We start from the raw sequence: 23,857 nt of genomic DNA on the forward strand, positions 1-23,857 counted from the left end.
GCAGCGCACGCCGCCGGCCCTGAGTTAAAGAGTCAGACCGGTCAAGGACAACCATGTTCCTTGGCCGGGGTTTGCGTCTCGTATTTGTCCAGGCCTTCCGGCCCCGAGCGCTTGTTCAGCACCGGGTTGGTTTCGGCCTGCCAGTCGGCCTGGTAGCAACCTTTCCGGGCCTCGCCCGGTGCCGGTGTCGGCTCGGCCTTCGGGTTGCTCCCGCAGGCCGCCAGCGCACCGGTCAGCAGCAACAGCGCTAACGACTTGACCATCTGAACACTCCTTTGCCTGGCCAAACGGGCGGCCTCAGGCCTTGGCCCGGCTTTCCAGGACTTCAACGGCCGGCAGCACCTTGCCTTCGACGAATTCGAGAAACGCACCACCGCCGGTGGAAATGTAGGAGATCTTTTGCGCCACGCCATATTTATCGATGGCCGCCAGGGTGTCGCCACCGCCGGCAATCGAGAACGCCGCGCTTTCGGCGATGGCTTCGGCCAGTACTTTGGTGCCGTTGCCGAACTGGTCGAATTCGAAGACGCCGACCGGGCCGTTCCACAGGATGGTTTTCGACGACTTCAGCAGTTCGGCGAAGTTGGCCGCGGTTTGCGGGCCGATGTCGAGGATCATGTCGTCGGCAGCCACGTCAGCGATCAGTTTTACAGTCGCTTCGGCGCTCTCGGCGAATTCCTTGGCAACCACCACGTCCACCGGCAGCGGAACGCTGACCTTGGCGGCGATGGCCCGCGCAGTGTCCAGCAGGTCCGGCTCGTACAGCGACTTGCCGACCGGGTGACCGGCCGCAGCGAGGAAGGTGTTGGCGATGCCGCCGCCGACGATCAGTTGATCGCAGATCTGGCTCAGGCTGTTCAGTACGTCGAGTTTGGTCGACACCTTGGAGCCGGCAACGATGGCCGCCATCGGCTTGGCCGGTGCGCCCAGGGCTTTGCCCAGCGCGTCGAGCTCAGCAGCCAGCAGCGGGCCGGCAGCGGCGACCTTGGCGAACCTGGCCACGCCGTGGGTCGAACCTTCGGCGCGGTGAGCGGTACCGAAAGCGTCCATCACGAACACGTCGCACAGGGCAGCGTATTGCTGGGCCAACTCGTCGGCGTTCTTTTTCTCGCCCTTGTTGAAGCGCACGTTTTCGAACAGCACGATATCGCCGGCCTTGACGTCAACGCCGCCCAGGTAATCGGCCACCAGCGGCACTTCGCGGCCCAGGGCCTTGCTCAGGTACTCAGCGACTGGCTTGAGGCTGTTCTCGGCGGAGAATTCGCCTTCGGTCGGACGACCCAGGTGCGAGCAGACCATCACGGCCGCGCCTTTTTCCAGGGCCAGCTTGATGGTCGGCAGCGAAGCCAGGATACGCGCATCGCTGGTGACAACACCGTCCTTGACTGGGACGTTGAGGTCTTCGCGGATCAATACGCGCTTACCTTGCAGATCGAGGTCGGACATCTTCAACACGGTCATGGGTCGCACTTCCTACGGTTTTTTTGAAGTCGCTGTTTGCAGATAGTGTTCTGCAACATCCAGCATTCGGTTGGCAAAACCCCATTCGTTGTCGAACCAGGCCAGGATGTTCACCAGCCGAGGGCCGGAAACGCGGGTCTGACTGGCATCGACGATGGCCGAATGTGGGTCATGGTTGAAATCACAACTGGCGTGAGGCAATTCGGTGTAGGCCAGCAGACCTTTGAGCGGGCCGCTGGTGGCGGCGTCGCGCAGGATCCGGTTGACCTCGCCCGCGTCGGTGTCGCTTGCGGTCTGCATCGTGATGTCGAGGCAGGACACGTTGACCGTCGGCACGCGTACGGCTTTGGCCTGGATTCGCCCGGCAAGTTCCGGCAGCAGGCGCTCGATGCCGCGCGCCAGACCGGTGGACACCGGGATCACCGACTGGAACGCCGAACGGGTGCGGCGCAGGTCTTCGTGGTGATAGGCGTCGATCACCGGCTGATCGTTCATCGCCGAGTGGATCGTAGTGATCGACACGTAATCCAGGCCGACCGCCTGATCCAGCAGACGCAACAGCGGTACGCCGCAGTTGGTGGTGCAGGAGGCGTTGGACACCAGCAGTTCGTCGCCGGTCAGGCAATCCTGATTGACGCCGTAGACGATGGTGGCATCGACATCCGCCTCGCTGGCCATCGGCTGGGAAAACAGCACACGCGGCGCGCCGGCGTCGAGAAAACGCTGGCCGTCTGCGCGGGTGTGCCAGGCGCCGGAGCATTCGAGCACCAGATCGACGCCCAGCGACGCCCAATCGATGCCTTCGGGGGTGGCACTGCGCAGGACCTTCACGCAGTCGCCATTAATATGCAGACAATCGCCATCGACCTTCACCTCGCCGGGGAACCGGCCATGCGTGGAGTCGAAGCGTGTCAGGTATTCGATGCTGGCCATGTCGGCCAGATCGTTGATCGCGACAATCTCGAACCCGGCCTTTTCGCCTCGCTCGAACAACGCACGCAAGACGCAACGACCAATCCGGCCGTAGCCGTTGAGTGCAACTTTGTAGGGACGCGGTTGAGGCATGGGGTTCTCGATTACCGTGGTAAATCCGTTATTGCAGTGTGGTCAGAGCCACCGCTTTCGCGAGCAAGCTCGCTCCCACAGTGTTCTAGGTTGGTCACACATTTTGTGTACACCAAAGAACCTGTGGGAGCGAGCTTGCTCGCGAGGGCGTCAGTCCGGACGACACCTGATCTGGATCAGTCTTCCAGCAGCTCTTCAGCCTGACCCAGGATGTTTTCCAGGGTGAAGCCGAACTCTTCGAACAGTGCCGAAGCCGGAGCCGATTCGCCGTAGGTGGTCATGCCGATCACGCGACCTTCCAGACCCACGTACTTGAACCAGAAGTCGGCGTGGGCCGCTTCGATCGCGATCCGCGCGCTGACCTGCAACGGCAGGACCGATTGCTTGTAGCTGGCGTCCTGAGCGTCGAACGCGCTGGTGCACGGCATGGAAACCACGCGCACCTTGCGGCCTTGCTCGGTCAGTTTGTCGTAGGCCTGAACGGCCAGGCCGACTTCCGAACCGGTGGCGATCAGGATCAGCTCAGGCTCGCCTGCGCAGTCCTTCAGCACATAACCGCCACGGCTGATGTCGGCGATCTGGCCGGCATCACGGGTTTGGTGCTGCAGGTTCTGACGCGAGAAGATCAGCGCCGACGGGCCGTCCTTGCGCTCCAGAGCGTTTTTCCAGGCCACCGCCGATTCAACGGCGTCGGCTGGACGCCAGGTGTCGAGGTTCGGCGTGCTGCGCAGGCTGGTCAGTTGCTCGATCGGCTGGTGCGTCGGGCCGTCTTCGCCCAGACCGATGGAGTCGTGGGTATAGACGTGGATCACGCGCTGCTTCATCAGAGCGGACATGCGCACGGCGTTGCGGGCGTATTCCATGAACATCAGGAAGGTCGCGCCGTAAGGCACCAGACCCCCGTGCAGGGCAACGCCGTTCATGATCGCGGTCATGCCGAACTCACGCACGCCGTAGTACATGTAGTTGCCGCTGGCGTCTTCGGCGCTGACGCCTTTGCAGCCTTTCCACAGGGTCAGGTTGGAACCGGCCAGGTCAGCCGAACCGCCCAGTACTTCCGGCAGCAGCGGGCCGAACGCGTTCAGGGCGTTCTGGCTGGCTTTGCGGCTGGCGATGGTTTCGCCTTTTGCCGCAACGTCGGCGATGTAGGCATCAGCCTTCTCGGAGAAGTCGGCCGGCAGTTCGCCGCTCAAGCGACGGATCAGTTCGTTGGCTTCGGTCGGGAACGCGGCGGAGTAGGCAGCGAAACGCTGGTCCCACTCGGCTTCGACAGCGCGGCCCTTTTCCTTGGCATCCCACTCGGCATAGATATCGGCCGGGATTTCGAACGGGCCGTGGTTCCAGTTCAGCGCCTGACGGGTCAGGGCGATTTCCGCGTCACCCAGCGGGGCGCCGTGGCAATCTTCCTTGCCTTGCTTGTTCGGCGAACCGAAACCGATGGTGGTCTTGCAGCAGATCAGGGTCGGCAGCGGGCTCTTGCGCGCGGTCTCGATGGCGGTCTTGATCTCTTCCGGGTCGTGACCGTCGACGTTGCGGATCACTTGCCAGTTGTACGATTCGAAACGCTTCGGCGTGTCGTCGGTGAACCAGCCTTCGACTTCGCCGTCGATGGAGATGCCGTTGTCATCGTAGAAGGCAATCAGCTTGCCCAGGCCCAGAGTGCCGGCCAGGGAAGCGACTTCGTGGGAAATGCCTTCCATCATGCAGCCATCACCCAGGAACACGTAGGTGTGGTGGTCGACGATGTTGTGGCCAGGACGGTTGAACTGCGCACCTAGGACTTTTTCAGCCAGGGCGAAGCCCACGGCATTGGCCAGACCCTGACCCAGCGGGCCGGTGGTGGTTTCAACGCCCGGGGTGTAACCGAACTCCGGGTGGCCCGGGGTGCGGCTGTGCAGTTGACGGAACTGCTTGAGGTCGTCGATCGACAGGTCGTAACCGGTCAGGTGCAGCAGCGAGTAGATCAACATCGAGCCGTGGCCGTTGGACAGCACGAAGCGGTCACGGTCGGCGAACGACGGGTTGCTCGGGTTGTGCTTGAGGTAGTCGCGCCAAAGCACTTCGGCGATATCTGCCATACCCATGGGGGCACCGGGATGGCCGCTGTTGGCTTTTTGCACGGCATCCATGCTGAGGGCACGAATGGCGTTGGCACGCTCACGACGGCTAGGCATCGCTGATCTCCTGGGTGTGAATAGATTGAAACGGAAAAAAGGAGGGCATTTTCCCTCACCCGAGCGCCTCGGGGCAATGACAGATAGTCATCCGGAGGCGTTTTTCCATTGGATAACATCGGTTTCGGCAGGTGAAACCTTTCCGCTGTTCTTTTGTAGAGTTGAGCGGGCAGTGAGAAGTGCAATCGGATGCACCATCCATCGAGCAATATCAAAACTTTTTGATATAGACCTTGCGATGCATCCGGGCCGTCACTAGACTGCCAGCCCTATGAACCTACGCGTGCCTTCCATTCGCCATGACGATTGCGACGAGCTGGCGGCCCTGTGCAAGGCCGGCGGCGATCCGCTGCGGCTGAATGTATTGCGCGCCCTGGCCAACGACTCGTTCGGCGTACTGGAACTGGCGCAGATTTTCGGTATCGGCCAGTCCGGCATGAGCCATCACCTGAAGGTGTTGGCGCAGGCCGATCTGGTGGCGACTCGCCGTGAAGGCAATGCGGTGTTCTATCGTCGCGCCCTGCCCCACACCGAGTTGCTGGGCGGCAAGTTGCACGCGGCGTTGTTAGAAGAAGTCGACAATCTGCCGCTGCCGGCCGACGTGGAAACCCGGATCGCACAGGTTCACGGGCAACGCGCCGCCAACAGCCAGGACTTTTTCGCCCGGGTCGCGGAGAAATTCCGCGCCCAGCAGGATTTGATTGCCGGCCTGCCGCAATACCGTGAAAGCGTGCTGGCCCTGCTCGACAAACTGAATTTCGATGGCGCAGCCACGGCCATTGAAGTCGGCCCCGGTGATGGTGCATTCCTGCCGGAACTGGCGCGTCGCTTCGGCACCGTAACCGCTCTGGACAACAGCGCGGCGATGCTCGAACTGGCCCGTCAGGTATGTGAACGTGAACAGCTGGCTAACGTCAGCCTGCAATTGGCCGATGCATTGAATGGCACAAGCCTTCAGGCCGATTGCGTGGTGTTGAACATGGTGTTGCACCATTTCGCCGCGCCGGCCGAAGCGCTCAAGCACCTGGCCGGCCTGCTGCAACCGGGCGGTAGCCTGCTCGTGACAGAGTTATGTAGCCACAACCAGAGTTGGGCCAGGGAGGCCTGCGGTGATCTGTGGTTGGGGTTTGAACAGGACGATCTGGCCCGTTGGGCCACCGCTGCGGGACTCGTTCCCGGGGAAAGCCTCTATGTAGGCTTACGTAATGGTTTCCAGATCCAGGTTCGCCATTTTCAGCGACCGGCTGGCGACACTCACCATCGGTAAATTCAGGAAAACATCGAGATGAGCGAATACTCCCTCTTCACCTCCGAGTCCGTGTCTGAAGGGCATCCGGACAAAATCGCCGACCAGATTTCCGATGCAGTGCTGGACGCCATCATCGCCCAGGACAAGCACGCACGCGTTGCGGTGGAAACCCTGGTCAAGACCGGCGTGGCCATCGTTGCCGGTGAAGTGACCACCAGCGCCTGGGTCGACCTGGAGCAGATCGTTCGTGACGTGATCTGCGACATCGGCTACACCAGCTCCGACGTCGGCTTCGACGGCGCGACCTGCGGCGTGATGAACATCATTGGCAAGCAGTCCCCTGACATCAACCAGGGTGTTGACCGCGCCAAGCCTGAAGATCAGGGCGCCGGCGACCAGGGCCTGATGTTCGGCTACGCCAGCAACGAAACCGACGTGCTGATGCCGGCACCGATCACCTTCTCGCACCAACTGGTGCAGCGTCAGGCCGAAGCCCGTAAATCCGGCCTGCTGCCTTGGCTGCGTCCGGACGCCAAGTCGCAAGTGACCTGCCGTTACGAAGGCGGCAAGGTTGTGGGTATCGACGCCGTGGTCCTGTCGACCCAGCACAACCCTGAAGTGTCGTACAACGACCTGCGCGAAGGCGTGATGGAGCTGATCGTCAAGCACGTGCTGCCTGCCGAACTGCTGAGCAAGGACACCCAGTTCCACATCAACCCGACCGGCCAGTTCATCATTGGCGGCCCGGTAGGTGACTGCGGCCTGACCGGTCGCAAGATCATCGTCGACAGCTACGGCGGCATGGCCCGTCACGGCGGCGGCGCGTTCTCCGGTAAAGATCCATCCAAGGTTGACCGTTCGGCGGCCTACGCTGGCCGTTATGTTGCCAAGAACATCGTCGCTGCCGGCCTGGCCGAGCGTTGCGAGATCCAGGTTTCCTACGCGATCGGTGTGGCCCAGCCTACCTCGATCTCGCTGAACACCTTCGGCACCGGCAAGATCAGCGACGACAAGATCATCAAACTGGTGCGTGAAGTGTTCGACCTGCGTCCATACGCGATCACCACCATGCTGGACCTGCTGCACCCGATGTACCAGGAAACCGCAGCCTACGGCCACTTCGGCCGCGCTCCGCAGACCAAGACCGTTGGCGAAGACACCTTCTCCACGTTCACCTGGGAAAAAACCGACCGCGCCGACGCTCTGCGTTCCGCTGCCGGCCTGTAATTTTCCTGGCGGTACAAGAAGCCCCGCACGGTTCGCCGTGCGGGGCTTTTTCATGGCCGCGAAACAACCGGCAAAACAGCCGCCCGGCCCACTTCGAAATCCCGGCTAGCCTTCAGGTATCTCTCTGAGCAAGGACGCTCACGATGCTTGCCACACTGCGCCTGTTTTTGTTTTTCCTGCCAGTTTTGCACTTCAACGCCTTCGCTGATGACTGCCCTGACTGGGCCGCTGCCCGGGCATCGAGCGAAGTCGCCGCCCTGCAGCAACAGATCGACCGCTGGGACGACGCCTATCATCGAGAAGGTCGCTCGGTGATCGCCGATGAGCTCTACGATCAGTCCCGCTTGCGCCTGAACCAATGGCGCCAGTGCTTCAAGCTTCCTTCACCGCCCGAGCCGTTGCGCACCGCATCAGGCCCGGTTGCGCACCCGGTCGCACACACTGGCCTGGACAAACTGCATGACGCCACGGACATCGCAAACTGGCTGCACGACCGCCAAAACGTCTGGGTGCAACCCAAGATCGATGGCGTGGCGGTCACCCTGATCTACCGCAACGGCCGATTGCATCAGGCGATCAGTCGCGGGGATGGCGTACGCGGGCAGGACTGGACGGCTTCGGCAAAAAAGATCGAAGCCATTCCGCAACGACTGACGCAACCGCAGGATCTGCTGGTGCAAGGCGAACTCTACTGGCGCTTGAACGGGCACATGCAGGCACGTGCCGGCAGCGCCAACGCCCGCGCCACCGTGGCCGGTCTGTTGGGGCGCAAGGATCTCGACGCGGAACACGCCGCCGGCATCGGGCTGTTTGTCTGGGACTGGCCGCAAGGGCCGAAGGACGTGCCGGAGCGAATCGCGGCCCTGGCGCAATTCGGCTTTCCCACCACCGAACCCTACACCCAGGCCGTCGCCAACCTGAACGATGCTCAACACTGGCGCGATCACTGGTACCACTCGCCCTTGCCATTCGCCACGGACGGGGTGGTCCTGCGCCAGAGCCAGCGACCGCCGGCCGAACGCTGGCAAGCTCGTCCGCCCTACTGGGCCGTCGCCTGGAAATACCCGTTCGCCCAGGCACTGGCCGATGTGCGCAAGGTGAACTTCAAGGTCGGCCGCACCGGGCGCATCACGCCGGTGCTCGAGCTGTCGCCGGTGATGCTCGATGACCGGCAGATCAAACGGGTCAGCGTCAGTTCGCTCAGGCGCTGGCAGGAACTAGACATCCGCCCCGGCGATCAGGTCGCAATCAGTCTGGCCGGGCTGACGATTCCACGTCTCGACAGCGTGGTGCTGCGCAGCACCGCACGAGCCGAGCTGGACGTTCCGCTGGCCAGTGACTTTCATGCTCTGAGCTGCTGGCAGCCGACGCCGGGCTGCGAAAGCCAGTTCCTCGCGCGCCTGACCTGGCTGAGCGGCAAACAGGGACTGGCCCTGCCCCATGTGGGGCGCGGCACCTGGGAGAAACTTCTGGAAACAGGCCGCCTGAACAGCCTGCTGGATTGGTTGGCCCTCGACGGACCGGAGCTTGCTAACATTGCCGGTCTCGGCGAGCGCAGCAGCGCCCGCCTGCTGCACAGTTTTCACAGCGCCCGCCAACGGCCGTTCCTACAGTGGCTCAAAGCCCTGGGGTTGCCACCGACCGGTCAGGCAACACTCGCCGACTCATGGCAGGCGCTGGCACAACGCAGCACCGAACAATGGCAGGCAGAAGCCGGAATCGGCCCGGGCCGCGCGGCGCAATTGAGCGCCTTTTTTCGCGACCCGCAGGTACTGGCCCTGAGTGAAACCCTGCAAGCCGCCGGTGTCGACGGCTTCTGAACACGCAGTCCCCGGCCCGCCGGGAACCCAACTCCGCCGGAGCGCTCCAACAGCGCAGTGCTTCACCGATACGATTGCCTTTGCACATGGAGCTTTTATGAAATTTCTCGCACCGCTCGCCCTGCTGTCTTTCTGCGCCGTCCTCGCCGCCCCCGTGATGGCCGACGAAGACGCACCGGGCCTGACCGGTTGTGCTGCCAAGAAGCAAGGCATCATCAACCAGATCGAACAGGCCAAGTCCCGCGGTAACGCCGACCAGCAGGCCGGTCTCGAAACCGCACTGCGCGAAGTCACCGAACACTGCACCGACGCTGGCCTGAAGAAAGAACGCGAAAACAAGGTGCTCGACGCCAAGCACGAAGTGAGCAGGCGTCAGGCCGATCTGGACAAGGCCATGAAGAAAGGCGATCCGGAGAAGATCGACAAGCGCAAGAACAAGCTCGCCGAATCGCGCAAGGAATTGCAGGACGCGCTGGACGAACTCGACAAGTAAGAAAGCCAGGAATCACAGCCAAAAGCCGTGATTCCTCGAACATCAGTGGTCGCGAAACTCTTTATGGCAGGCACTGCAGGCATCTTCGACTTTCTGCACGGCCGGCCCCAGGTTGCTGGCCTTGTAGGGTTGCACCTGGCTGGCGATCACCAGTTCACCGGTGGCCGCTTCAAGGGTGCGGGCCATCTCCTGGAAACGGGCCTGTTTCTGCCAGACATCGTCCTTGGCACTGGTGTGATCTTCTTCGCGCACCTGCGGGAAATGTTTCCACGGCTCATGGGACAACGCATCGAGCTTGACCGCGCCTTCGGCGAATTTCGCTCCGTCGAACGGGATGCGCCCACGCAACATGCCTCCCAGGTCTTCACCGGTCTTGAGCATCTGCTTGAAGATCGCCTTGCGCTGGCCCAGCGGGGAATTCGGGTCGACGCCGCCACAGGCGGACAAGGTCAGGCAGGCCAGCAATACAACAGAAATTCGTTTAAGAGTCATGGTGGCTTCAGGTCGCGGAAATCGGCGGCCAGTATCCTCGGGTCACCGCCAAACACCAATAGCCCTATTAACAATACGGGTTGCTGGAGCGCATGGAGCACTTCTGCAACCGGCACAGGAAACTCTCCATGAACAGCCGTTTCAAGGCCTGGCGTCATCCGCTCATCGTCACGCTCCCACTGCTGGCGATCCTCGCCGGCTGCACCGGTGGCGACAGCGCCAAGCCGAAAACCCACGCCCTGGCCACGTACTCAAGTGCCACCTGGGAAGCCCTGCCCGCAGTGTCCGACAGCGATCTGGTGGCCGGTTTCGGTTCCTGGCGCAGCGCCTGCACCCGGCTCAAGGCTGACCCGGTCTGGGGCCCGACCTGTGCAGCCGCCGCCAACGTCCCGCAAAGTGCTGGGGACATCCGCGCCTTCCTCAAGCAGAACCTCGACGTCTTCGGCCTGCGCGCCGAGAACGACAATCCCAACGGTCTGATCACCGGCTACTACGAACCGGTCTATCCCGGCAGCCTGACGCAAACTGCCACCGCCAACGTGCCGGTGTACGGCGTGCCCGAAGACATGATCATTGTCTCGCTGGACAGCATTTACCCGGAACTGAAAGGCAAGCGCCTGCGCGGTCGCCTCGAAGGTCGCGTGCTCAAGCCTTACGACGATGCGGCGACCATCGAGAGTCAGGGCGTCAAGGCACCGGTCGTGGCCTGGCTGACCGACCCGATGAACCTGCAATTCCTGCAGATTCAGGGTTCGGGGCGGATCCAGACCGATGACGGTCGCCAACTGCGCATCGCCTACGCCGACCAGAACGGTCACCCGTACCGGCCGATCGGCCGTTGGCTGGTGGAACAGGGCGAGCTGAAAAAAGAAGAGGTGACCATGGGCGCGATCAGCAACTGGGCCAAGGCCAACCCGTCGCGCATTCCGGAACTGCTGGCGAGCAATCCGAGCTACGTGTTCTTCACCCGCAACCCGGACAGCAACGAAGGGCCGCGCGGCTCGCTGAACGTACCGCTGACCGCCGGTTACAGCGCGGCGGTGGACCGCAAAGTGATTCCGTTGGGCAGCCTGTTGTGGCTATCAACCACTCGCCCCGACGGCACGCCGCTGGTACGCCCGGTGGCTGCACAGGACACTGGCGGCGCGATTGCCGGTGAGGTTCGTGCGGATCTGTTCTGGGGCACCGGCGATGCCGCCGGTCAACTGGCTGGCGACATGAAGCAGCAAGGGCAGATCTGGATGCTCTGGCCGAAAGGCGCGGCGTTGCCGCAAGTGCCGCAGGTGGCCGACAAGCCGTAAGCACAACGCAAAAGATCGCAGGCCTCGTCAGCTTGCGATCTTTTCAGGTTCAGACCGAAACGAAGAAGAAGCTGGCAATCAGCGCCATCCCGACAAACCAGACCAACGAGCGCAAAGCCGCCCAGTCCGCCAGATAGCAAATGATGTAGAGCAGGCGACTGGTGATGAACAGCACCGCCAGCACATTGACCGTCACCAATTCTGCCGTGCCCACCAGGTGCGCGACGATCACCGCCGCCGCAAACGCCGGGGTCACTTCAAAACTGTTCAGTTGCGCCGCATGGGCACGCCGGGCCACGCCATCCACGCTGTCCAGAAAGTCCCGGGGATCATGATTGTCCCGCAGTCTGAAACCGCCCGAGGCCTTGGCCACGACGGTGCACAGATAGGGCAGAAAGATCGCGATCAACACACACCACAAAGCCACTGTCATAACGCCGTCCTTCTTTCGAGTTTTAGAGTTTCCGGGCGGTCAGAGCTTCATCACCAGCATGCCGATCAGCACCAGCCCACAGGCTAAGAGCCGCGGCCGGCCGAAAGGTTCTTTCAGGTAACGCATACCGAACAGCACCACCAGGATCACACTGATTTCACGCAACGCCGCTGCTTCGGCAATCGAGCCCAACTGCATCGCCCACAGCACCAGAGCGTAGCTGAACAACACGCAGAACCCGACCGCCAGTCCCAGCGTCCATTGCTCGCGCCAGAACAGCATGAACGCCGGCCGTTTGGCCACCCACGCCAGCAACGGGAACGGCCAGGCACTGAGCAGCGTGACCCAGACCAGGTAGTCCAGCGGATGTGACCAACGCCGCAACGCCTGGCCATCGATGTAGGTGTAGCAACCGATGCACAACCCGATCAGCGCCACCACCGGCAGCATCGACCACGGCAAGTGTTTCCCGCCGCCGCCCTGCCAGAGCAGACAAGCCATGCCCAGCGGGATCAACAGGATCCCGAAGATCTGCTGGGGGGTCAGCACTTCGCCGGCGAAGATCAGGGTCAGCGCCAGTACCACCAGCGGCGACAATCCGCGCATCAACGGATAGACCAGCCCCAGATCGCCGACCCGATAGGCCTGGATCAACAGATAGCGATAGAGCAGCTCGAACGCCGCCGACGCCAGAATCCACGGCCAGATTTCCGGCGGCGGCAGGCTGATGAAGGGCAACGCCAGCGCCACGAACAACAGCGCCACGGTGTCCATGCAGGCCACCACCAGCAGCCGTTCGGCGCTGAACTTGATCAACGTGTTCCACGCCGCGTGCAGCAGCGCCGCCACCAACACCAGAGCTGTCGCCAGCACGTGCCACTCCTTTGTTCTTGTTGTTGAGCCTGAGCCAATTAGTCAGATTATTGATTCGCGATGTGTCAGCAGCTGTTTATACTGCAAGCGACCACGCCGCACTCAGTTGCGCACAGATAAATTCCAATAATTCCTGCCTGCCCCGCTCTCGCCCGAGACCGGTTGCCGGCCTGCGTATGCCTGATCAAAGCGTCAAGACTACCGACAGAGACCTTGCGCATGCCACTCGCCTTGCTTGCCCTCGCTGTTGCCGCTTTCGGCATCGGCACCACTGAATTCGTCATCATGGGCCTGCTGCCCGATGTTGCCCGCGACCTCGCGGTGAGCATTCCCCACGCCGGCCTGTTGATCACCGGCTATGCCCTGGGCGTGGTATTCGGTGCGCCGATCCTGGCGATCGGCACCGCCAACATGCCGCGCAAGGCCACGCTGCTGGGCATGACGCTGATGTTTATCCTCGGCAACGTGCTGTGCGCACTGGCACCGAACTACGCGACGCTGATGGCGGCGCGGGTGGTCACCGCGCTGTGCCACGGGGCGTTCTTCGGCATCGGTTCGGTGGTGGCCGCCGGGCTGGTCGCACCGAACAAACGGGCGCAGGCGATTGCCATGATGTTCACCGGCCTGACCCTGGCCAACGTCCTCGGCGTACCGCTGGGCACCGCGCTCGGCCAGTACGCCGGCTGGCGCTCGACCTTCTGGGCGGTCTCGGTGATCGGCGTGATCGCCGCCCTCGCCCAATGGCTGTGGCTGCCGAAACACATCCCGATGGACAAGGCCAACCTCGCCAGCGAGTTCAAGGTGCTGGGCAAGGTCAACGTGTTGCTGGCGCTGGGCATGAGCGTGCTGGCGTCCACCAGTCTGTTAAGCGTGTTCACCTACATCGCGCCGATTCTGCAGGACATCACCGGTGTCAGCCCTCACGGCGTGACAGTGATGCTGTTGTTGTTCGGTGTCGGCCTGACCGGCGGCAGCATGCTCGGCGGGCGCCTGGCCGACAGCCGCCTGCTGCCGTCGCTGGTGGGTGTGGCGCTGGCGGTGGTGGTGATTCTGGCGGCGTTCAGCCAGACCAGTCGTTCGGTGGTTCCGGCGGCGATCACGCTGGTGCTGTGGGGGATCTTTGCCTTCGCCCTGTGCCCGATCCTGCAACTGCTGATCATCGATCAGGCGCATGAAGCACCGAACCTCGGTTCGACCCTGAACCAGAGCGCCTTCAACCTCGGCAATGCTGCCGGCGCATGGATCGGCGGGCTGGTGGTAGCCAGTGGCGCGGACCTCGCGGACTTGCCCTGGACCGGCGCGCTGGTGGGCGTGCTGACCGTGCTGACGGCGCTGTTTTTCATCTACCTGCAACGTCGCGGTGTCGCTGCGGTCAATGTGCCCGGCTGATTTTCCCGGGGACACGTTTGTGTCCCCACCCGGCGTCAGCCCATCCAACTCTTGCGCTCATGAATGGGCGCGCTGTCTTCTCACCCCATCCAAAGGACCCCGGATGCTTGAACTCGTCGCCGCTTTCATCTGCCTCACCACCCTCCTCACCTTCGTCAATTTCCGCTTCATCGGCCTGCCTCCGACCATCGGCGTGATGGTTACCGCACTGATGTTTTCCCTGTTGCTGCAAGGCTTGAGCCTGCTCGGTTACCCCGGTCTGGAAGAGCGCGTGCAGCAACTGATCGGCCAGATCGACTTCGGTGATCTGCTGATGAACTGGATGCTCTCGTTCCTGCTGTTCGCCGGTGCCTTGCACGTGAACCTGAACGACCTGCGCAGCTACCGCTGGCCCATCGGCCTGCTGGCGACCTTCGGCGTACTGATCGCCACCGCCGTGATCGGCAGCCTCGCCTACTACATTTTTGCCCTGTTCGGCTGGCACGTGAGCTTTCTCTACTGCCTGTTGTTCGGCGCGCTGATTTCCCCGACCGACCCGATTGCGGTACTCGGTGTGTTGCGTACGGCCAATGCCTCGAAACCGCTGAAAACCACCATCGTCGGCGAATCGCTGTTCAACGATGGCACCGCCGTGGTGGTGTTCACCGTGTTGCTGGGCATCGCGCAACTGGGCGAAACCCCGACCGTCGGTGCCACGGCCATGCTGTTCGTCCACGAAGCGGTGGGCGGTGTGCTGTTCGGCGGGCTGATCGGTTATCTGGTGTACCTGATGATCAAGAGCATCGAGCAACACCAGATCGAAGTCATGCTGACCCTGGCGCTGGTGATCGGCGGTTCGGCGATGGCCACCGAACTGCACGTCTCGGCGCCGATTGCGATGGTGGTCGCCGGTCTGATCATCGGCAACCTGGGTCGCAACCTGGCGATGAACGACATGACCCGCAAATACCTCGACGGTTTCTGGGAATTGCTCGACGACATGCTCAACGCTCTGCTGTTCGCATTGATCGGCCTGGAGCTGTTGCTGCTACCGTTCAACTGGCTGCACGTGGCGGCGGCGAGTCTACTGGCACTGGCGATCCTGCTGTCGCGCCTGCTCACCGTGGCCCCGGCCATTGTCTTGCTGCGCCGCTGGCGCACGGTGCCACGCGGCACCATCCGGATCCTGACCTGGGGCGGATTGCGCGGCGGTGTTTCGGTGGCATTGGCCCTGGCCCTGCCGCTGGGCCCGGAGCGCGATCTGTTGCTGAGCATCACCTACATCGTGGTGCTGTCGTCGATCCTGTTGCAGGGCTTGACCATCGGCAAACTGGTCAAGCACGCAACCCGCGATGAGCCGGCGACCGCTGCCGAGCCCGCGCACCACTGATCATTTTTCGATCGACTGCGGATCGGGCTTTCCGGCCTGATCCGCAGACTCCTTCGGCGCGCCGCTTTCACTGCGGATCTGCGCATGACTGATCAGGGCAAAGATGAAACTGCCGCCGATGATATTCCCCGCCAGCGTCGGCCCGGCAAACACCGCCCAGAAATCACTCCACGGCAACTCGCCGGCAAACACCAGATACGACACCTCCGCCGAACCCACCACGATGTGCGTGAAATCGCCCAGCGCCATGAAATAGGTGATCAGGATGATGATCCACATCTTTGCGCTCTCCATGGACGGGATCATCCAGACCATGGTGGCGATCATCCAGCCCGAGACGATGCCCTTGGCGAACATCTGGCCGGCGTGGTTCTCCATGACCTTGCGACCGATTTCGAGGAAAGCCAAGTCGGTCTTGCTGTCGAAGATCGGCAGTTCGAGCATCACGTACGCCACCAGAATCGTCCCGCACAGGTTGCCGAACAGCACCACGGTCCAGAGCCGGATCAGCCGGCCGAAATTGGCCAGGGTCGGCTTCGTCATCACCGGGAGCACAGCGGTCAGGGTGTTTTCGGTAAACAGTTGCTGGCGGGCGAGGATCACCGCGAGAAAGCCTGCGCAGTAGCCGAAACTGGCAATCACCTTGAATTCGTCGCCCTCGGGCAGACGCGAGTTGAGCAGGCCCATGCCCATCAGCGACAGGCCCATGGTCAGCCCGGCTGCCAGCGCCGACCACCACAGCGCGGCGATGCTGCGCTCCAGTTCCTGGTCGCCCTGTTTGCGGATGATTTCATGCAGAACCGCCGCGCGGGGCGGCTGGTTTTTCTCGACTTCGTGTTGTTCCTTGGCCGAGAGGTCGGGGGTCTTGCCGTCTGTAGGTGTGGTCATGGCGGGAAACCGGTGGCGGGGTCATAAGGCTACGACACGCGCCGCTCGGCTTCCGTTCGCCGGTGTGACGCGATTACTCGGTAACGGGCACGTCATCCTTGAACTGGTCTTTGACGTATCTGATCTCGGTTCGCCCGTGCGGCGCCGGCAGGCCGTCTTCGCCGAGGTTGACGAAGACCATCTTCTCGACGGTCAGGATGCTCTTGCGGGTGATCTTGTTGCGCACTTCGCAGGTCAGGGTGATCGAGGTGCGACCGAACTCGGTGGCGGTGATGCCCAGTTCGATGATGTCGCCCTGGCGCGAGGCGCTGACGAAATTGATCTCGGAAATGTACTTGGTCACCACACGCTGGTTGCCCAGTTGAACGATGGCGTAGATGGCGGCTTCTTCGTCGATCCAGCGCAGCAGGCTGCCGCCGAACAGGGTGCCGTTGGGGTTGAGGTCTTCGGGTTTTACCCACTTGCGGGTGTGGAAATTCATCTTCACTCCTGAGCGTCTTGCCGAATGATGGCGCCATCTTGGCAGACTGAGCGGTCATGCTCCATCAGGCTTCTACTATGGTCGCGATAAGCGATCTTCATCTGGCCGACAGAAACCCTTTGGAAGATCAGTCCAGACGGCTATAATCGCCACCGTTTCAAAACGGTAACCTTCACTTGCTACCGTTTTCCCGCCACCTGTCCGAGGGGCGCTGCAGCAGGTTCAACCTGTCAGGCTCGGATGGGGCGTTGACCGGCTCACGCCGGACACTAAACGCACAACGGCGCCCATTCGCATACATTACGAATGGAGGCTCTTCATGAGCGCTGTTATCACGCCTGCCGATTTTAACGATTACAAAGTTGCCGACATGTCCCTCGCTGCCTGGGGCCGTCGCGAAACCATCATCGCCGAATCGGAAATGCCGGCCCTGATGGGTCTGCGCCGCAAGTACGCTTCCGAGCAGCCTTTGAAAGGCGCAAAAATCCTCGGCTGCATCCACATGACCATTCAGACCGCCGTGCTGATCGAAACCCTGGTTGCCCTGGGTGCCGAAGTACGCTGGTCGTCCTGCAACATCTTCTCGACTCAGGACCAGGCCGCCGCTTCCATCGCCGCTGCCGGCATCCCGGTTTTCGCCTGGAAAGGCGAGACTGAAGAAGAGTACGAGTGGTGCCTGGAGCAGACCATCCTGAAGGATGGCCAGCCATGGGACGCCAACATGATCCTCGACGACGGCGGCGACCTGACCGAGCTGCTGCACAAGAAATACCCACAGGTTCTGGACCGCGTTCACGGCGTGACCGAAGAAACCACCACCGGCGTACACCGTCTGCTGGACATGCTGGCCAAGGGCGAGCTGAAAATCCCGGCCATCAACGTCAACGACTCGGTGACCAAGTCCAAGAACGACAACAAGTATGGCTGCCGTCACAGCCTGAACGATGCGATCAAGCGCGGCACCGACCACCTGCTGTCCGGCAAGCAAGCGCTGGTCATCGGCTACGGTGACGTGGGCAAGGGTTCGGCCCAGTCCCTGCGTCAGGAAGGCATGATCGTCAAAGTGTCCGAAGTCGACCCGATCTGCGCCATGCAAGCTTGCATGGACGGTTTCGAACTGGTTTCGCCGTTCATCGACGGTATCAACGACGGCACCGAAGCAAGCATCGACAAAGCGCTGCTGGGCAAGATCGACCTGATCGTGACCACCACCGGTAACGTCAACGTTTGCGACGCGAACATGCTCAAAGCCCTGAAAAAGCGCGCCGTTGTCTGCAACATCGGTCACTTCGACAACGAAATCGACACCGCTTTCATGCGCAAGAACTGGGCATGGGAAGAAGTGAAGCCACAGGTACACAAGATCCACCGTACCGGTGCTGGCTCGTTCGACCCACAGAACGACGACTACCTGATCCTGCTGGCCGAAGGCCGTCTGGTGAACCTGGGCAACGCCACCGGTCACCCGAGCCGCATCATGGACGGTTCGTTCGCCAACCAGGTGCTGGCGCAGATCTTCCTGTTCGGCCAGAAATACGCCGACCTGTCGCCAGCCCAGAAAGCCGAGCGCCTGACCGTTGAAGTACTGCCGAAGAAACTCGACGAAGAAGTGGCCCTGGAAATGGTTCGCGGCTTCGGCGGCGTGGTCACTCAACTGACCAAGCAACAGGCTGACTACATCGGTGTGACCGTCGAAGGCCCGTTCAAGCCGCACGCTTACCGCTACTAAGAGCAGCTGCGAGCTTCAAGCTTCAAGCGGCAAGCAGGGCCACAAGCCAGGCTTGCCGCGCGAAGCCCGAAAGCTCTGCCCCTATTTGTCAAAACAGTGTCAGGCCGCAAGCTTCAGGCACAAGAGACCAGCGCACCTCCGCTGCTCTTGCAGCTTGAAGCTTGCAGCTTGTAGCTGGAGGTCCCCTCCATGTCCCAAGACCGTCGCTACAGCTTCGAGTTCTTCCCGACCAAGACCGATGCTGGGCATGAAAAACTGCTCGCCACTGCCCGTCAGTTGGCCACCTACAACCCTGATTTCTTTTCCTGCACCTACGGCGCGGGCGGCTCGACCCGTGACCGCACGCTGAACACCGTGTTGCAGCTGGAAAGCGAAGTCAAAATCCCCGCCGCTCCGCACCTGTCGTGCGTCGGCGACAGCAAGGACGACTTGCGCGGCCTGCTGAACGAATACAAGGCTGCCGGTATCAAGCGCATCGTCGCCCTGCGTGGCGACCTGCCGTCCGGCATGGGCATGACCAGCGGCGAGCTGCGTCACGCCAATGAACTGGTTGAATTCATTCGTGAAGAAACCGGCAATCATTTCCACATCGAAGTCGCCGCCTACCCGGAGATGCATCCGCAGGCGCGCAACTACGAGGACGATCTGGCCAACTTCGTGCGCAAGGCCCGTGCCGGTGCCGACAGCGCGATCACCCAGTACTTCTTCAACGCCGACAGTTACTTCTACTTTGTCGAGCGTTTGCAGGCGCTGGGCGTGGACATCCCGGTCGTGCCAGGGATCATGCCGATCACCAACTACAGCAAACTCGCGCGCTTCTCCGACGCCTGCGGTGCGGAAATCCCGCGCTGGATCCGCAAGCAGCTGGAAGCCTACGGTGATGACACTCAAAGCATTCAGCGCTTTGGCGAACAGGTCGTCAGCGAAATGTGCGAACGCCTGCTGCAAGGCGGCGCACCCGGCCTGCACTTCTATTCCATGAACCAGGCCGAACCGAGCCTGGCGATCTGGAACAACCTGAAGTTGCCGCGCTAAAAGACGTAACTGCAGGACCAGAAGATCGCAGTCGCGACCGCGCCTACAGCGCTTTCGCCGCTGCGATCTTTTGCTTTTAACGCCCGAAACAGAGCTTCTGCGGCCAGTTTCTGGCTCTTTGCCGTTTCTCGTCGTAATCTCAAGCCATGCCTTTGATCACGCAGTTATTCGCCGTGCTGGTTTTTACTTGCCTGAGCTTTGCCGCTCGGGGCGAGAAGTTGCGTATCGTCACCGAACCGTGGGCGCCGTACGTCTATGAACAAGACGGCAAGAACCTCGGACTGGACTACGAAACCACCGCCATTGTGTTCAAGCGCCTGGGCATCGAAGTCGAATGGCAGTTCCTGCCATGGAAGCGCTGCCTGTCGATGCTCGAAACCGGCCAGGCCGACGGCGCGCTGGACATCTTCCACAGCGATGAACGCGACGCCACCCTGCTCTACCCGAGTGAACCGCTGTCGGACGTCGAGTTCGTGATGTTTTACGCCAACGAGCGACCGCACCCTTTTCGCAGCCTGGAAGACCTCAAGGGCCTGACCATCGGCACCTCACCGGGTTATCTGTACAGCTCCGATTTTCGCGAATCGACGTTGTTCACCCGCGAACCGGCCCCGACCCATGAAGCCAACTTCGGCAAACTGGTGCGCGGGCGCATCGACCTGCTGATCACCGATCGCCGCGTGGGTCAGCATTTGCTCGATGAACTGGGCATTCGCGACAAGATCACTGAAAACCCCACGGTCATCAGCCGCCAGAGCCAGTTTCTGGCCGTGCGGCGCAATGCCGGGATGGATTTGCTGGTGCAGCGCTTTGGCGCCGAACTCAAGCGTTTCAAGCGCGAGCCGGCCTACGCCGAGCTCAGCGCCCGCTACGGCGCGGCCCCGGCCCTGACGACGCCGCTGGGCAGCGCCACCGCCAGCGGCAAAACCGTTGAGCAGCAGGAAAGCGGCGCGCAGTGATTGCTCTGTTATACTCCGGCGTTCCCGCCAGGCTCACGCCCGGACGCCCGGAACCGTAACAGGCCTCCCGACCCGCTACAGCGCAGCTTTTCAGCCCGCGCGAGCGCTCCGGACGTGCCTTCGGAACCGCAGCAGGACCGGACGGGATTGCGTCCTCTTAAACGCCATTCGCGCCAGGCAAGACTCCCATTGGGCCAAGCCCTAACTGAAACAGGATTACTCATGTCCTTTGCTTCCCTCGGTCTCTCCGAGGCTTTGGTCCGCGCTATCGAAGATGCGGGCTATACCGAGCCTACTCCGGTGCAACAGCGGGCCATTCCCGCCGTGTTGCAAGGTCGCGACCTGATGGTTGCGGCTCAGACAGGTACTGGTAAAACCGGCGGTTTCGCCCTTCCGATCCTGGAGCGGCTGTTCCCCAACGGCCACCCGGACAAATCCCAGCGCCACGGCCCGCGCCAGCCGCGCGTGCTGGTCCTGACGCCGACCCGCGAACTCGCGGCCCAGGTCCACGACAGCTTCAAGATCTACGCCCGCGACCTGAAATTCGTCAGCGCGTGCATCTTCGGCGGCGTCGGCATGAACCCGCAGGTTCAGGCCATGTCCCGTGGCGTGGACGTCCTCGTTGCCTGCCCGGGTCGCCTGCTCGACCTGTGCGGCCAGGGCAGCGTCGATCTGTCCCACGTTGAAATCCTCGTGCTCGACGAAGCCGACCGCATGCTCGACATGGGCTTCGTCCACGACGTGAAGAAAGTCCTCGCCCGTCTGCCGGCCAAGCGTCAGAACCTGCTGTTCTCGGCGACCTTCTCCAAAGACATCACCGACCTTGCCGGCAAGCTGCTGCACAACCCGGAACGCATCGAAGTGACGCCGCCGAACACCACGGTCGAGCGCATCGAGCAACGCGTGTTCCGTCTGCCGGCCAGCCACAAGCGTGCGCTGCTGGCCCACCTGATCACCGCCGGCGCGTGGGAACAGGTGCTGGTGTTCACCCGCACCAAGCACGGCGCCAACCGTCTGGCCGAGTACCTGGACAAACACGGCCTGCCGGCTGTGGCGATCCACGGCAACAAGAGCCAGAACGCCCGCACCAAAGCCCTGGCCGACTTCAAGGCCGGTGAAGTGCGCATCCTGGTTGCCACCGACATCGCCGCCCGTGGCCTGGACATCGACCAGTTGCCACACGTGGTCAACTTCGAACTGCCGAACGTCGATGAAGACTACGTGCACCGTATCGGCCGTACCGGCCGGGCCGGTCGCTCGGGCGAGGCGATCTCGCTGGTCGCGCCGGACGAAGAAAAACTGCTGAAAAGCATCGAACGCATGACCAAGCAGAAAATCGCCGACGGCGACCTGATGGGCTTCGATGCCAGTACCATCGAGGCCGAGAAGCCGGAAGCCCGTGAACGTCCGGACATGCGCAACCCGCGCAATGCCCGCGGCCCACGCGGTGACGGCCCGAATGGCGGCGGCGGTGGCGGCGGTCGTAAAGACAAAGGCAAAGACAAGGGCAAGGAAAAACCGGCCGGCGAACGTGGCGAGCGTCCAGCCCGTCAACAAAAGCCGCGTGAAGGCACTCCGGCCCGCGAACAGCGCCAGCCAAGCCAGCCGCCACGCGCCGCTGCTGACCGTGCTCCGGACGAGTTCCTCGACGACGATATCGATAACTTCGGTAACCGTGTCGATTACGTGCCGAAGCAGGCACCGGCCGGTGGTCGCAACCGTCGTCCAGGCGCTCCGGCGCAAGGCGCAGGTTCGGGCGCACCACGCGGCGGTCAGTCGCAAGGTCGCCAGAACGGCCCGCGTAACAGCAACGGTTCGAGCACCGGCACCCCGCCAGGCAAACGCAATGGCCCACGCAACGGTGCACCGCGTGACGGCCAGGGTCGTCGCGACGAAAACTCGCGCAACCGCCGCCCGGCCCGTGACGATCAGCAACGCGCTGAACCGGCCGTGCAGAACCCGCGCAGCAGCGGGCCGAAGATCATGCACAAGGAATCGAAAGCCGACCGCTTCCCGACGCCTGAGCAGCTGGATCAACTGCCAAGCCGCCCACGCGGTGAAAAACCGGCCTTGTTGACCCGCAATCGCTGAGTTTTCGACTGCAGTGAAAAATGCCCCGGCCTGAAAACCGGGGCATTTTTATGGGCCCTGTCGAGATGAGTGTTTCTGCAGGCAATAAAAAACGCCCCCGGCCGCAAGACCGGGGGCGTTTTGTGTGGCCGGCGAAAATTACTTCGCTTTGACACCTTCAAACGAGATGTACAGGTCGACGTTGTCGGACTGTGGGCCCAGATCCATCATCTTGCCGAAATCAGAGCGCTTGATGCTGGTGGTGCCTTCGAAGCCGGCACGGTAGCCGCCCCATGGATCCTTGCCTTCACCCAGGAACGTAGCCTTGACCACGATCGGCTTGGTCACGCCGTGCAGCGTCAGGTCGCCGGTCACGTCAGCCGTGTCTTTGCCAGCGGCGTTCTTGCCGGTGGATTTGACGCTGGTGGAAACGAACTTGGCGTCGGCGAATTTGCCCACGTCCAGGAAGTCTTTGCTGGCGATGTGCTTGTCGCGCTCGGCGTGGTTGGTGAACACGCTGGCGGTTTTCACGTCGAACTCGATCTTGCTGTTTTCAGGCTTGGCGGCGTCGAAGCTGAACTTGCCGCTGATGTCCTTGAAGGTACCGGTGATGTAGCTGTAGCCGAGGTGGCTGATCTTGAAGTCGACGAAGGCGTGCTGGCCTTCTTTGTCAACCACGTAGTCAGCGGCCATCACGTTGGCGGACAGGACGGCGGAGCCGATTGCCAGAGCGGCCAGAGTCTTTTTCAACATGCTTTGTTTTCCTTTGGAGTCGAGGTTGAACATCAGGCTTTGCGTCCCAGCATTCGTGTCAGGGTCGCATCACGATCGATAAAGTGGTGCTTCAATGCTGCCAACGCATGAAGGCCGGAAAAAATTACCAGCGCCCATGCCAGCCAGAGATGAATCACACCGGCGGTATCTGCCTGATCCGGTAGTCCGGAAACCAGTGCAGGAACTTCAAACAGGCCAAACACCGGGATCCCGACACCGTCTGCGGTGGAAATCAGGTAACCGGCAATCATCACAGCGAACAGCGCAAGGTACAGAAACCCATGGCCGAACCTGGCGCCGATGCGGGTCATGCGGCTGTAGCTTTGCAACGTTGGCGGCGGTGGGCTGACAAAACGCCACAACACCCGCAACACCATCACACCCAACAGCACCAGACCGATGCTCTTGTGCAGATCCGGCGCGTCTTTGCGCCAGGTGCTGTAGTAATCCAGCCCCACCATCCACAAGCCCAGCGCGAACAGCCCGAAGACTGCCAGCGCCACACCCCAGTGCATGAAGATGCTGACCCAACCGTAGCGCGAAGAAGAGTTACGTAGCTGCATTGCCCAAATCCT

At 62.0% G+C, this 23,857-nt stretch carries 22 protein-coding genes and 1 riboswitch; of the genes, 11 read left to right on the forward strand and 11 right to left on the reverse strand.

Annotated elements, in window-relative coordinates:
• Positions 1-41: 41 nt before the first annotated feature.
• From ACKJSM_RS03470 to tkt, 4 genes are all read right to left on the reverse strand, one after another.
• Positions 42-263, reverse strand: a complete 222-nt coding sequence (locus ACKJSM_RS03470; RefSeq protein ID WP_236178866.1) for a hypothetical protein — start codon at positions 261-263, stop codon at positions 42-44.
• A gap of 34 nt (positions 264-297) precedes the next feature.
• A complete protein-coding gene (locus tag ACKJSM_RS03475) occupies positions 298-1,461 on the reverse strand; it encodes a phosphoglycerate kinase (protein ID WP_236178865.1) in 1,164 nt (387 codons plus the stop codon).
• A 12-nt stretch (positions 1,462-1,473) separates the two neighbouring features.
• A complete protein-coding gene (gene epd, locus ACKJSM_RS03480) occupies positions 1,474-2,526 on the reverse strand; it encodes an erythrose-4-phosphate dehydrogenase (protein ID WP_039767974.1) in 1,053 nt (350 codons plus the stop codon).
• Positions 2,527-2,702: 176 nt separating this feature from the next.
• Complete coding sequence (gene tkt / locus ACKJSM_RS03485; RefSeq protein WP_108563448.1) at positions 2,703-4,700, reverse strand: transketolase; 1,998 nt, start codon at positions 4,698-4,700, stop codon at positions 2,703-2,705.
• 271 nt (positions 4,701-4,971) lie between these two features.
• Here tkt and ACKJSM_RS03490 point away from each other — a divergent pair, with 271 nt between their 5' ends.
• The 4 genes from ACKJSM_RS03490 to ACKJSM_RS03505 all read left to right on the forward strand — a co-directional run bounded on the left by ACKJSM_RS03490 (position 4,972) and on the right by ACKJSM_RS03505 (position 9,489).
• The gene (locus tag ACKJSM_RS03490; RefSeq protein ID WP_410236630.1) at positions 4,972-5,967 is read left to right on the forward strand and encodes an ArsR/SmtB family transcription factor; all 996 of its coding nucleotides are present in this window, start codon (positions 4,972-4,974) and stop codon (positions 5,965-5,967) included.
• Between the two features lie 18 nt (positions 5,968-5,985).
• Positions 5,986-7,176 (forward strand): methionine adenosyltransferase, encoded by a 1,191-nt coding sequence (gene metK / locus ACKJSM_RS03495; protein WP_011336330.1) that lies wholly within the window; start codon positions 5,986-5,988, stop codon positions 7,174-7,176.
• Between the two features lie 143 nt (positions 7,177-7,319).
• Positions 7,320-8,996, forward strand: coding sequence for an NAD-dependent DNA ligase LigB (gene ligB / locus ACKJSM_RS03500; protein ID WP_410236631.1), 1,677 nt, complete (start codon positions 7,320-7,322; stop codon positions 8,994-8,996).
• Between the two features lie 97 nt (positions 8,997-9,093).
• Positions 9,094-9,489 carry a DUF1090 domain-containing protein gene (locus ACKJSM_RS03505; RefSeq protein WP_039767970.1) on the forward strand — a complete coding sequence of 132 codons (396 nt, stop codon included), beginning with the start codon at positions 9,094-9,096 and terminating at the stop codon, positions 9,487-9,489.
• Positions 9,490-9,531: 42 nt separating this feature from the next.
• Here ACKJSM_RS03505 and ACKJSM_RS03510 read toward each other — a convergent pair whose 3' ends face one another.
• Positions 9,532-9,981, reverse strand: coding sequence for a c-type cytochrome (locus ACKJSM_RS03510; protein WP_236178861.1), 450 nt, complete (start codon positions 9,979-9,981; stop codon positions 9,532-9,534).
• A gap of 128 nt (positions 9,982-10,109) precedes the next feature.
• Here ACKJSM_RS03510 and ACKJSM_RS03515 point away from each other — a divergent pair, with 128 nt between their 5' ends.
• Positions 10,110-11,282, forward strand: coding sequence for a murein transglycosylase A (locus tag ACKJSM_RS03515; protein WP_410236632.1), 1,173 nt, complete (start codon positions 10,110-10,112; stop codon positions 11,280-11,282).
• Positions 11,283-11,331: 49 nt separating this feature from the next.
• Here the strand turns inward: ACKJSM_RS03515 and ACKJSM_RS03520 are convergent, their stop codons facing one another.
• A complete protein-coding gene (locus tag ACKJSM_RS03520; protein ID WP_064380149.1) occupies positions 11,332-11,715 on the reverse strand; it encodes an MAPEG family protein in 384 nt (127 codons plus the stop codon).
• Between the two features lie 39 nt (positions 11,716-11,754).
• Entirely contained in the window at positions 11,755-12,588 is an 834-nt protein-coding gene (locus tag ACKJSM_RS03525) for an EamA family transporter (protein WP_410236633.1), read from the reverse strand.
• Between the two features lie 219 nt (positions 12,589-12,807).
• On the opposite strand from ACKJSM_RS03525, the gene ACKJSM_RS03530 reads away from it, so the two are divergent.
• Together ACKJSM_RS03530 and ACKJSM_RS03535 are read left to right on the forward strand one after the other, a co-directional pair.
• Positions 12,808-13,977 carry an MFS transporter gene (locus ACKJSM_RS03530; RefSeq protein ID WP_410236634.1) on the forward strand — a complete coding sequence of 390 codons (1,170 nt, stop codon included), beginning with the start codon at positions 12,808-12,810 and terminating at the stop codon, positions 13,975-13,977.
• A 103-nt stretch (positions 13,978-14,080) separates the two neighbouring features.
• Positions 14,081-15,346 carry a cation:proton antiporter gene (locus ACKJSM_RS03535; protein WP_236178857.1) on the forward strand — a complete coding sequence of 422 codons (1,266 nt, stop codon included), beginning with the start codon at positions 14,081-14,083 and terminating at the stop codon, positions 15,344-15,346.
• On the opposite strand, the gene ACKJSM_RS03540 is transcribed toward ACKJSM_RS03535, so the two are convergent.
• Both ACKJSM_RS03540 and ACKJSM_RS03545 read right to left on the reverse strand, forming a co-directional pair.
• Complete coding sequence (locus ACKJSM_RS03540) at positions 15,347-16,234, reverse strand: formate/nitrite transporter family protein (RefSeq protein WP_410236635.1); 888 nt, start codon at positions 16,232-16,234, stop codon at positions 15,347-15,349.
• Between the two features lie 73 nt (positions 16,235-16,307).
• Entirely contained in the window at positions 16,308-16,715 is a 408-nt protein-coding gene (locus tag ACKJSM_RS03545) for an acyl-CoA thioesterase (RefSeq protein ID WP_011336338.1), read from the reverse strand.
• Between the two features lie 197 nt (positions 16,716-16,912).
• A riboswitch (S-adenosyl-L-homocysteine riboswitch) is annotated at positions 16,913-17,011 on the forward strand.
• A 23-nt stretch (positions 17,012-17,034) separates the two neighbouring features.
• On the opposite strand from ACKJSM_RS03545, the gene ahcY reads away from it, so the two are divergent.
• The 4 genes from ahcY to ACKJSM_RS03565 all read left to right on the forward strand — a co-directional run bounded on the left by ahcY (position 17,035) and on the right by ACKJSM_RS03565 (position 22,529).
• Entirely contained in the window at positions 17,035-18,444 is a 1,410-nt protein-coding gene (ahcY, locus tag ACKJSM_RS03550; protein WP_039767963.1) for an adenosylhomocysteinase, read from the forward strand.
• Positions 18,445-18,633: 189 nt separating this feature from the next.
• Complete coding sequence (gene metF / locus ACKJSM_RS03555; RefSeq protein ID WP_236178854.1) at positions 18,634-19,479, forward strand: methylenetetrahydrofolate reductase [NAD(P)H]; 846 nt, start codon at positions 18,634-18,636, stop codon at positions 19,477-19,479.
• Positions 19,480-19,625: 146 nt separating this feature from the next.
• Entirely contained in the window at positions 19,626-20,438 is an 813-nt protein-coding gene (locus ACKJSM_RS03560; RefSeq protein WP_236178853.1) for a substrate-binding periplasmic protein, read from the forward strand.
• Positions 20,439-20,660: 222 nt separating this feature from the next.
• Positions 20,661-22,529 carry a DEAD/DEAH box helicase gene (locus ACKJSM_RS03565; protein ID WP_236178852.1) on the forward strand — a complete coding sequence of 623 codons (1,869 nt, stop codon included), beginning with the start codon at positions 20,661-20,663 and terminating at the stop codon, positions 22,527-22,529.
• Between the two features lie 138 nt (positions 22,530-22,667).
• On the opposite strand, the gene ACKJSM_RS03570 is transcribed toward ACKJSM_RS03565, so the two are convergent.
• The gene (locus tag ACKJSM_RS03570) at positions 22,668-23,261 is read right to left on the reverse strand and encodes a YceI family protein (protein ID WP_410236636.1); all 594 of its coding nucleotides are present in this window, start codon (positions 23,259-23,261) and stop codon (positions 22,668-22,670) included.
• A 32-nt stretch (positions 23,262-23,293) separates the two neighbouring features.
• A complete protein-coding gene (locus ACKJSM_RS03575) occupies positions 23,294-23,845 on the reverse strand; it encodes a cytochrome b (protein ID WP_236178851.1) in 552 nt (183 codons plus the stop codon).
• Between the last annotated feature and the right edge of the window lie 12 nt (positions 23,846-23,857).

The sequence above is a fragment of the Pseudomonas sp. PHC1 genome (genome assembly GCF_046487845.1).
GTDB lineage: Bacteria > Pseudomonadota > Gammaproteobacteria > Pseudomonadales > Pseudomonadaceae > Aquipseudomonas > Aquipseudomonas sputi.

What these genes read in the sequence shown, in the direction of transcription:
- ACKJSM_RS03560 (WP_236178853.1), top strand. Translation starts at nt 19,626, where the DNA reads ATGCCTTTGATCACGCAGTTATTCGCCGTGCTGGTTTTTACTTGCCTG.
- metK (WP_011336330.1), top strand. Translation starts at nt 5,986, where the DNA reads ATGAGCGAATACTCCCTCTTCACCTCCGAGTCCGTGTCTGAAGGGCAT.
- ligB (WP_410236631.1), top strand. Translation starts at nt 7,320, where the DNA reads ATGCTTGCCACACTGCGCCTGTTTTTGTTTTTCCTGCCAGTTTTGCAC.
- ACKJSM_RS03540 (WP_410236635.1), bottom strand. Translation starts at nt 16,234, where the DNA reads ATGACCACACCTACAGACGGCAAGACCCCCGACCTCTCGGCCAAGGAA.
- ACKJSM_RS03565 (WP_236178852.1), top strand. Translation starts at nt 20,661, where the DNA reads ATGTCCTTTGCTTCCCTCGGTCTCTCCGAGGCTTTGGTCCGCGCTATC.
- ACKJSM_RS03570 (WP_410236636.1), bottom strand. Translation starts at nt 23,261, where the DNA reads ATGTTGAAAAAGACTCTGGCCGCTCTGGCAATCGGCTCCGCCGTCCTG.
- ACKJSM_RS03545 (WP_011336338.1), bottom strand. Translation starts at nt 16,715, where the DNA reads ATGAATTTCCACACCCGCAAGTGGGTAAAACCCGAAGACCTCAACCCC.
- ACKJSM_RS03515 (WP_410236632.1), top strand. Translation starts at nt 10,110, where the DNA reads ATGAACAGCCGTTTCAAGGCCTGGCGTCATCCGCTCATCGTCACGCTC.
- metF (WP_236178854.1), top strand. Translation starts at nt 18,634, where the DNA reads ATGTCCCAAGACCGTCGCTACAGCTTCGAGTTCTTCCCGACCAAGACC.
- tkt (WP_108563448.1), bottom strand. Translation starts at nt 4,700, where the DNA reads ATGCCTAGCCGTCGTGAGCGTGCCAACGCCATTCGTGCCCTCAGCATG.
- ACKJSM_RS03470 (WP_236178866.1), bottom strand. Translation starts at nt 263, where the DNA reads ATGGTCAAGTCGTTAGCGCTGTTGCTGCTGACCGGTGCGCTGGCGGCC.
- ahcY (WP_039767963.1), top strand. Translation starts at nt 17,035, where the DNA reads ATGAGCGCTGTTATCACGCCTGCCGATTTTAACGATTACAAAGTTGCC.
- ACKJSM_RS03490 (WP_410236630.1), top strand. Translation starts at nt 4,972, where the DNA reads ATGAACCTACGCGTGCCTTCCATTCGCCATGACGATTGCGACGAGCTG.
- epd (WP_039767974.1), bottom strand. Translation starts at nt 2,526, where the DNA reads ATGCCTCAACCGCGTCCCTACAAAGTTGCACTCAACGGCTACGGCCGG.
- ACKJSM_RS03575 (WP_236178851.1), bottom strand. Translation starts at nt 23,845, where the DNA reads ATGCAGCTACGTAACTCTTCTTCGCGCTACGGTTGGGTCAGCATCTTC.
- ACKJSM_RS03510 (WP_236178861.1), bottom strand. Translation starts at nt 9,981, where the DNA reads ATGACTCTTAAACGAATTTCTGTTGTATTGCTGGCCTGCCTGACCTTG.
- ACKJSM_RS03505 (WP_039767970.1), top strand. Translation starts at nt 9,094, where the DNA reads ATGAAATTTCTCGCACCGCTCGCCCTGCTGTCTTTCTGCGCCGTCCTC.
- ACKJSM_RS03475 (WP_236178865.1), bottom strand. Translation starts at nt 1,461, where the DNA reads ATGACCGTGTTGAAGATGTCCGACCTCGATCTGCAAGGTAAGCGCGTA.
- ACKJSM_RS03530 (WP_410236634.1), top strand. Translation starts at nt 12,808, where the DNA reads ATGCCACTCGCCTTGCTTGCCCTCGCTGTTGCCGCTTTCGGCATCGGC.
- ACKJSM_RS03520 (WP_064380149.1), bottom strand. Translation starts at nt 11,715, where the DNA reads ATGACAGTGGCTTTGTGGTGTGTGTTGATCGCGATCTTTCTGCCCTAT.
- ACKJSM_RS03535 (WP_236178857.1), top strand. Translation starts at nt 14,081, where the DNA reads ATGCTTGAACTCGTCGCCGCTTTCATCTGCCTCACCACCCTCCTCACC.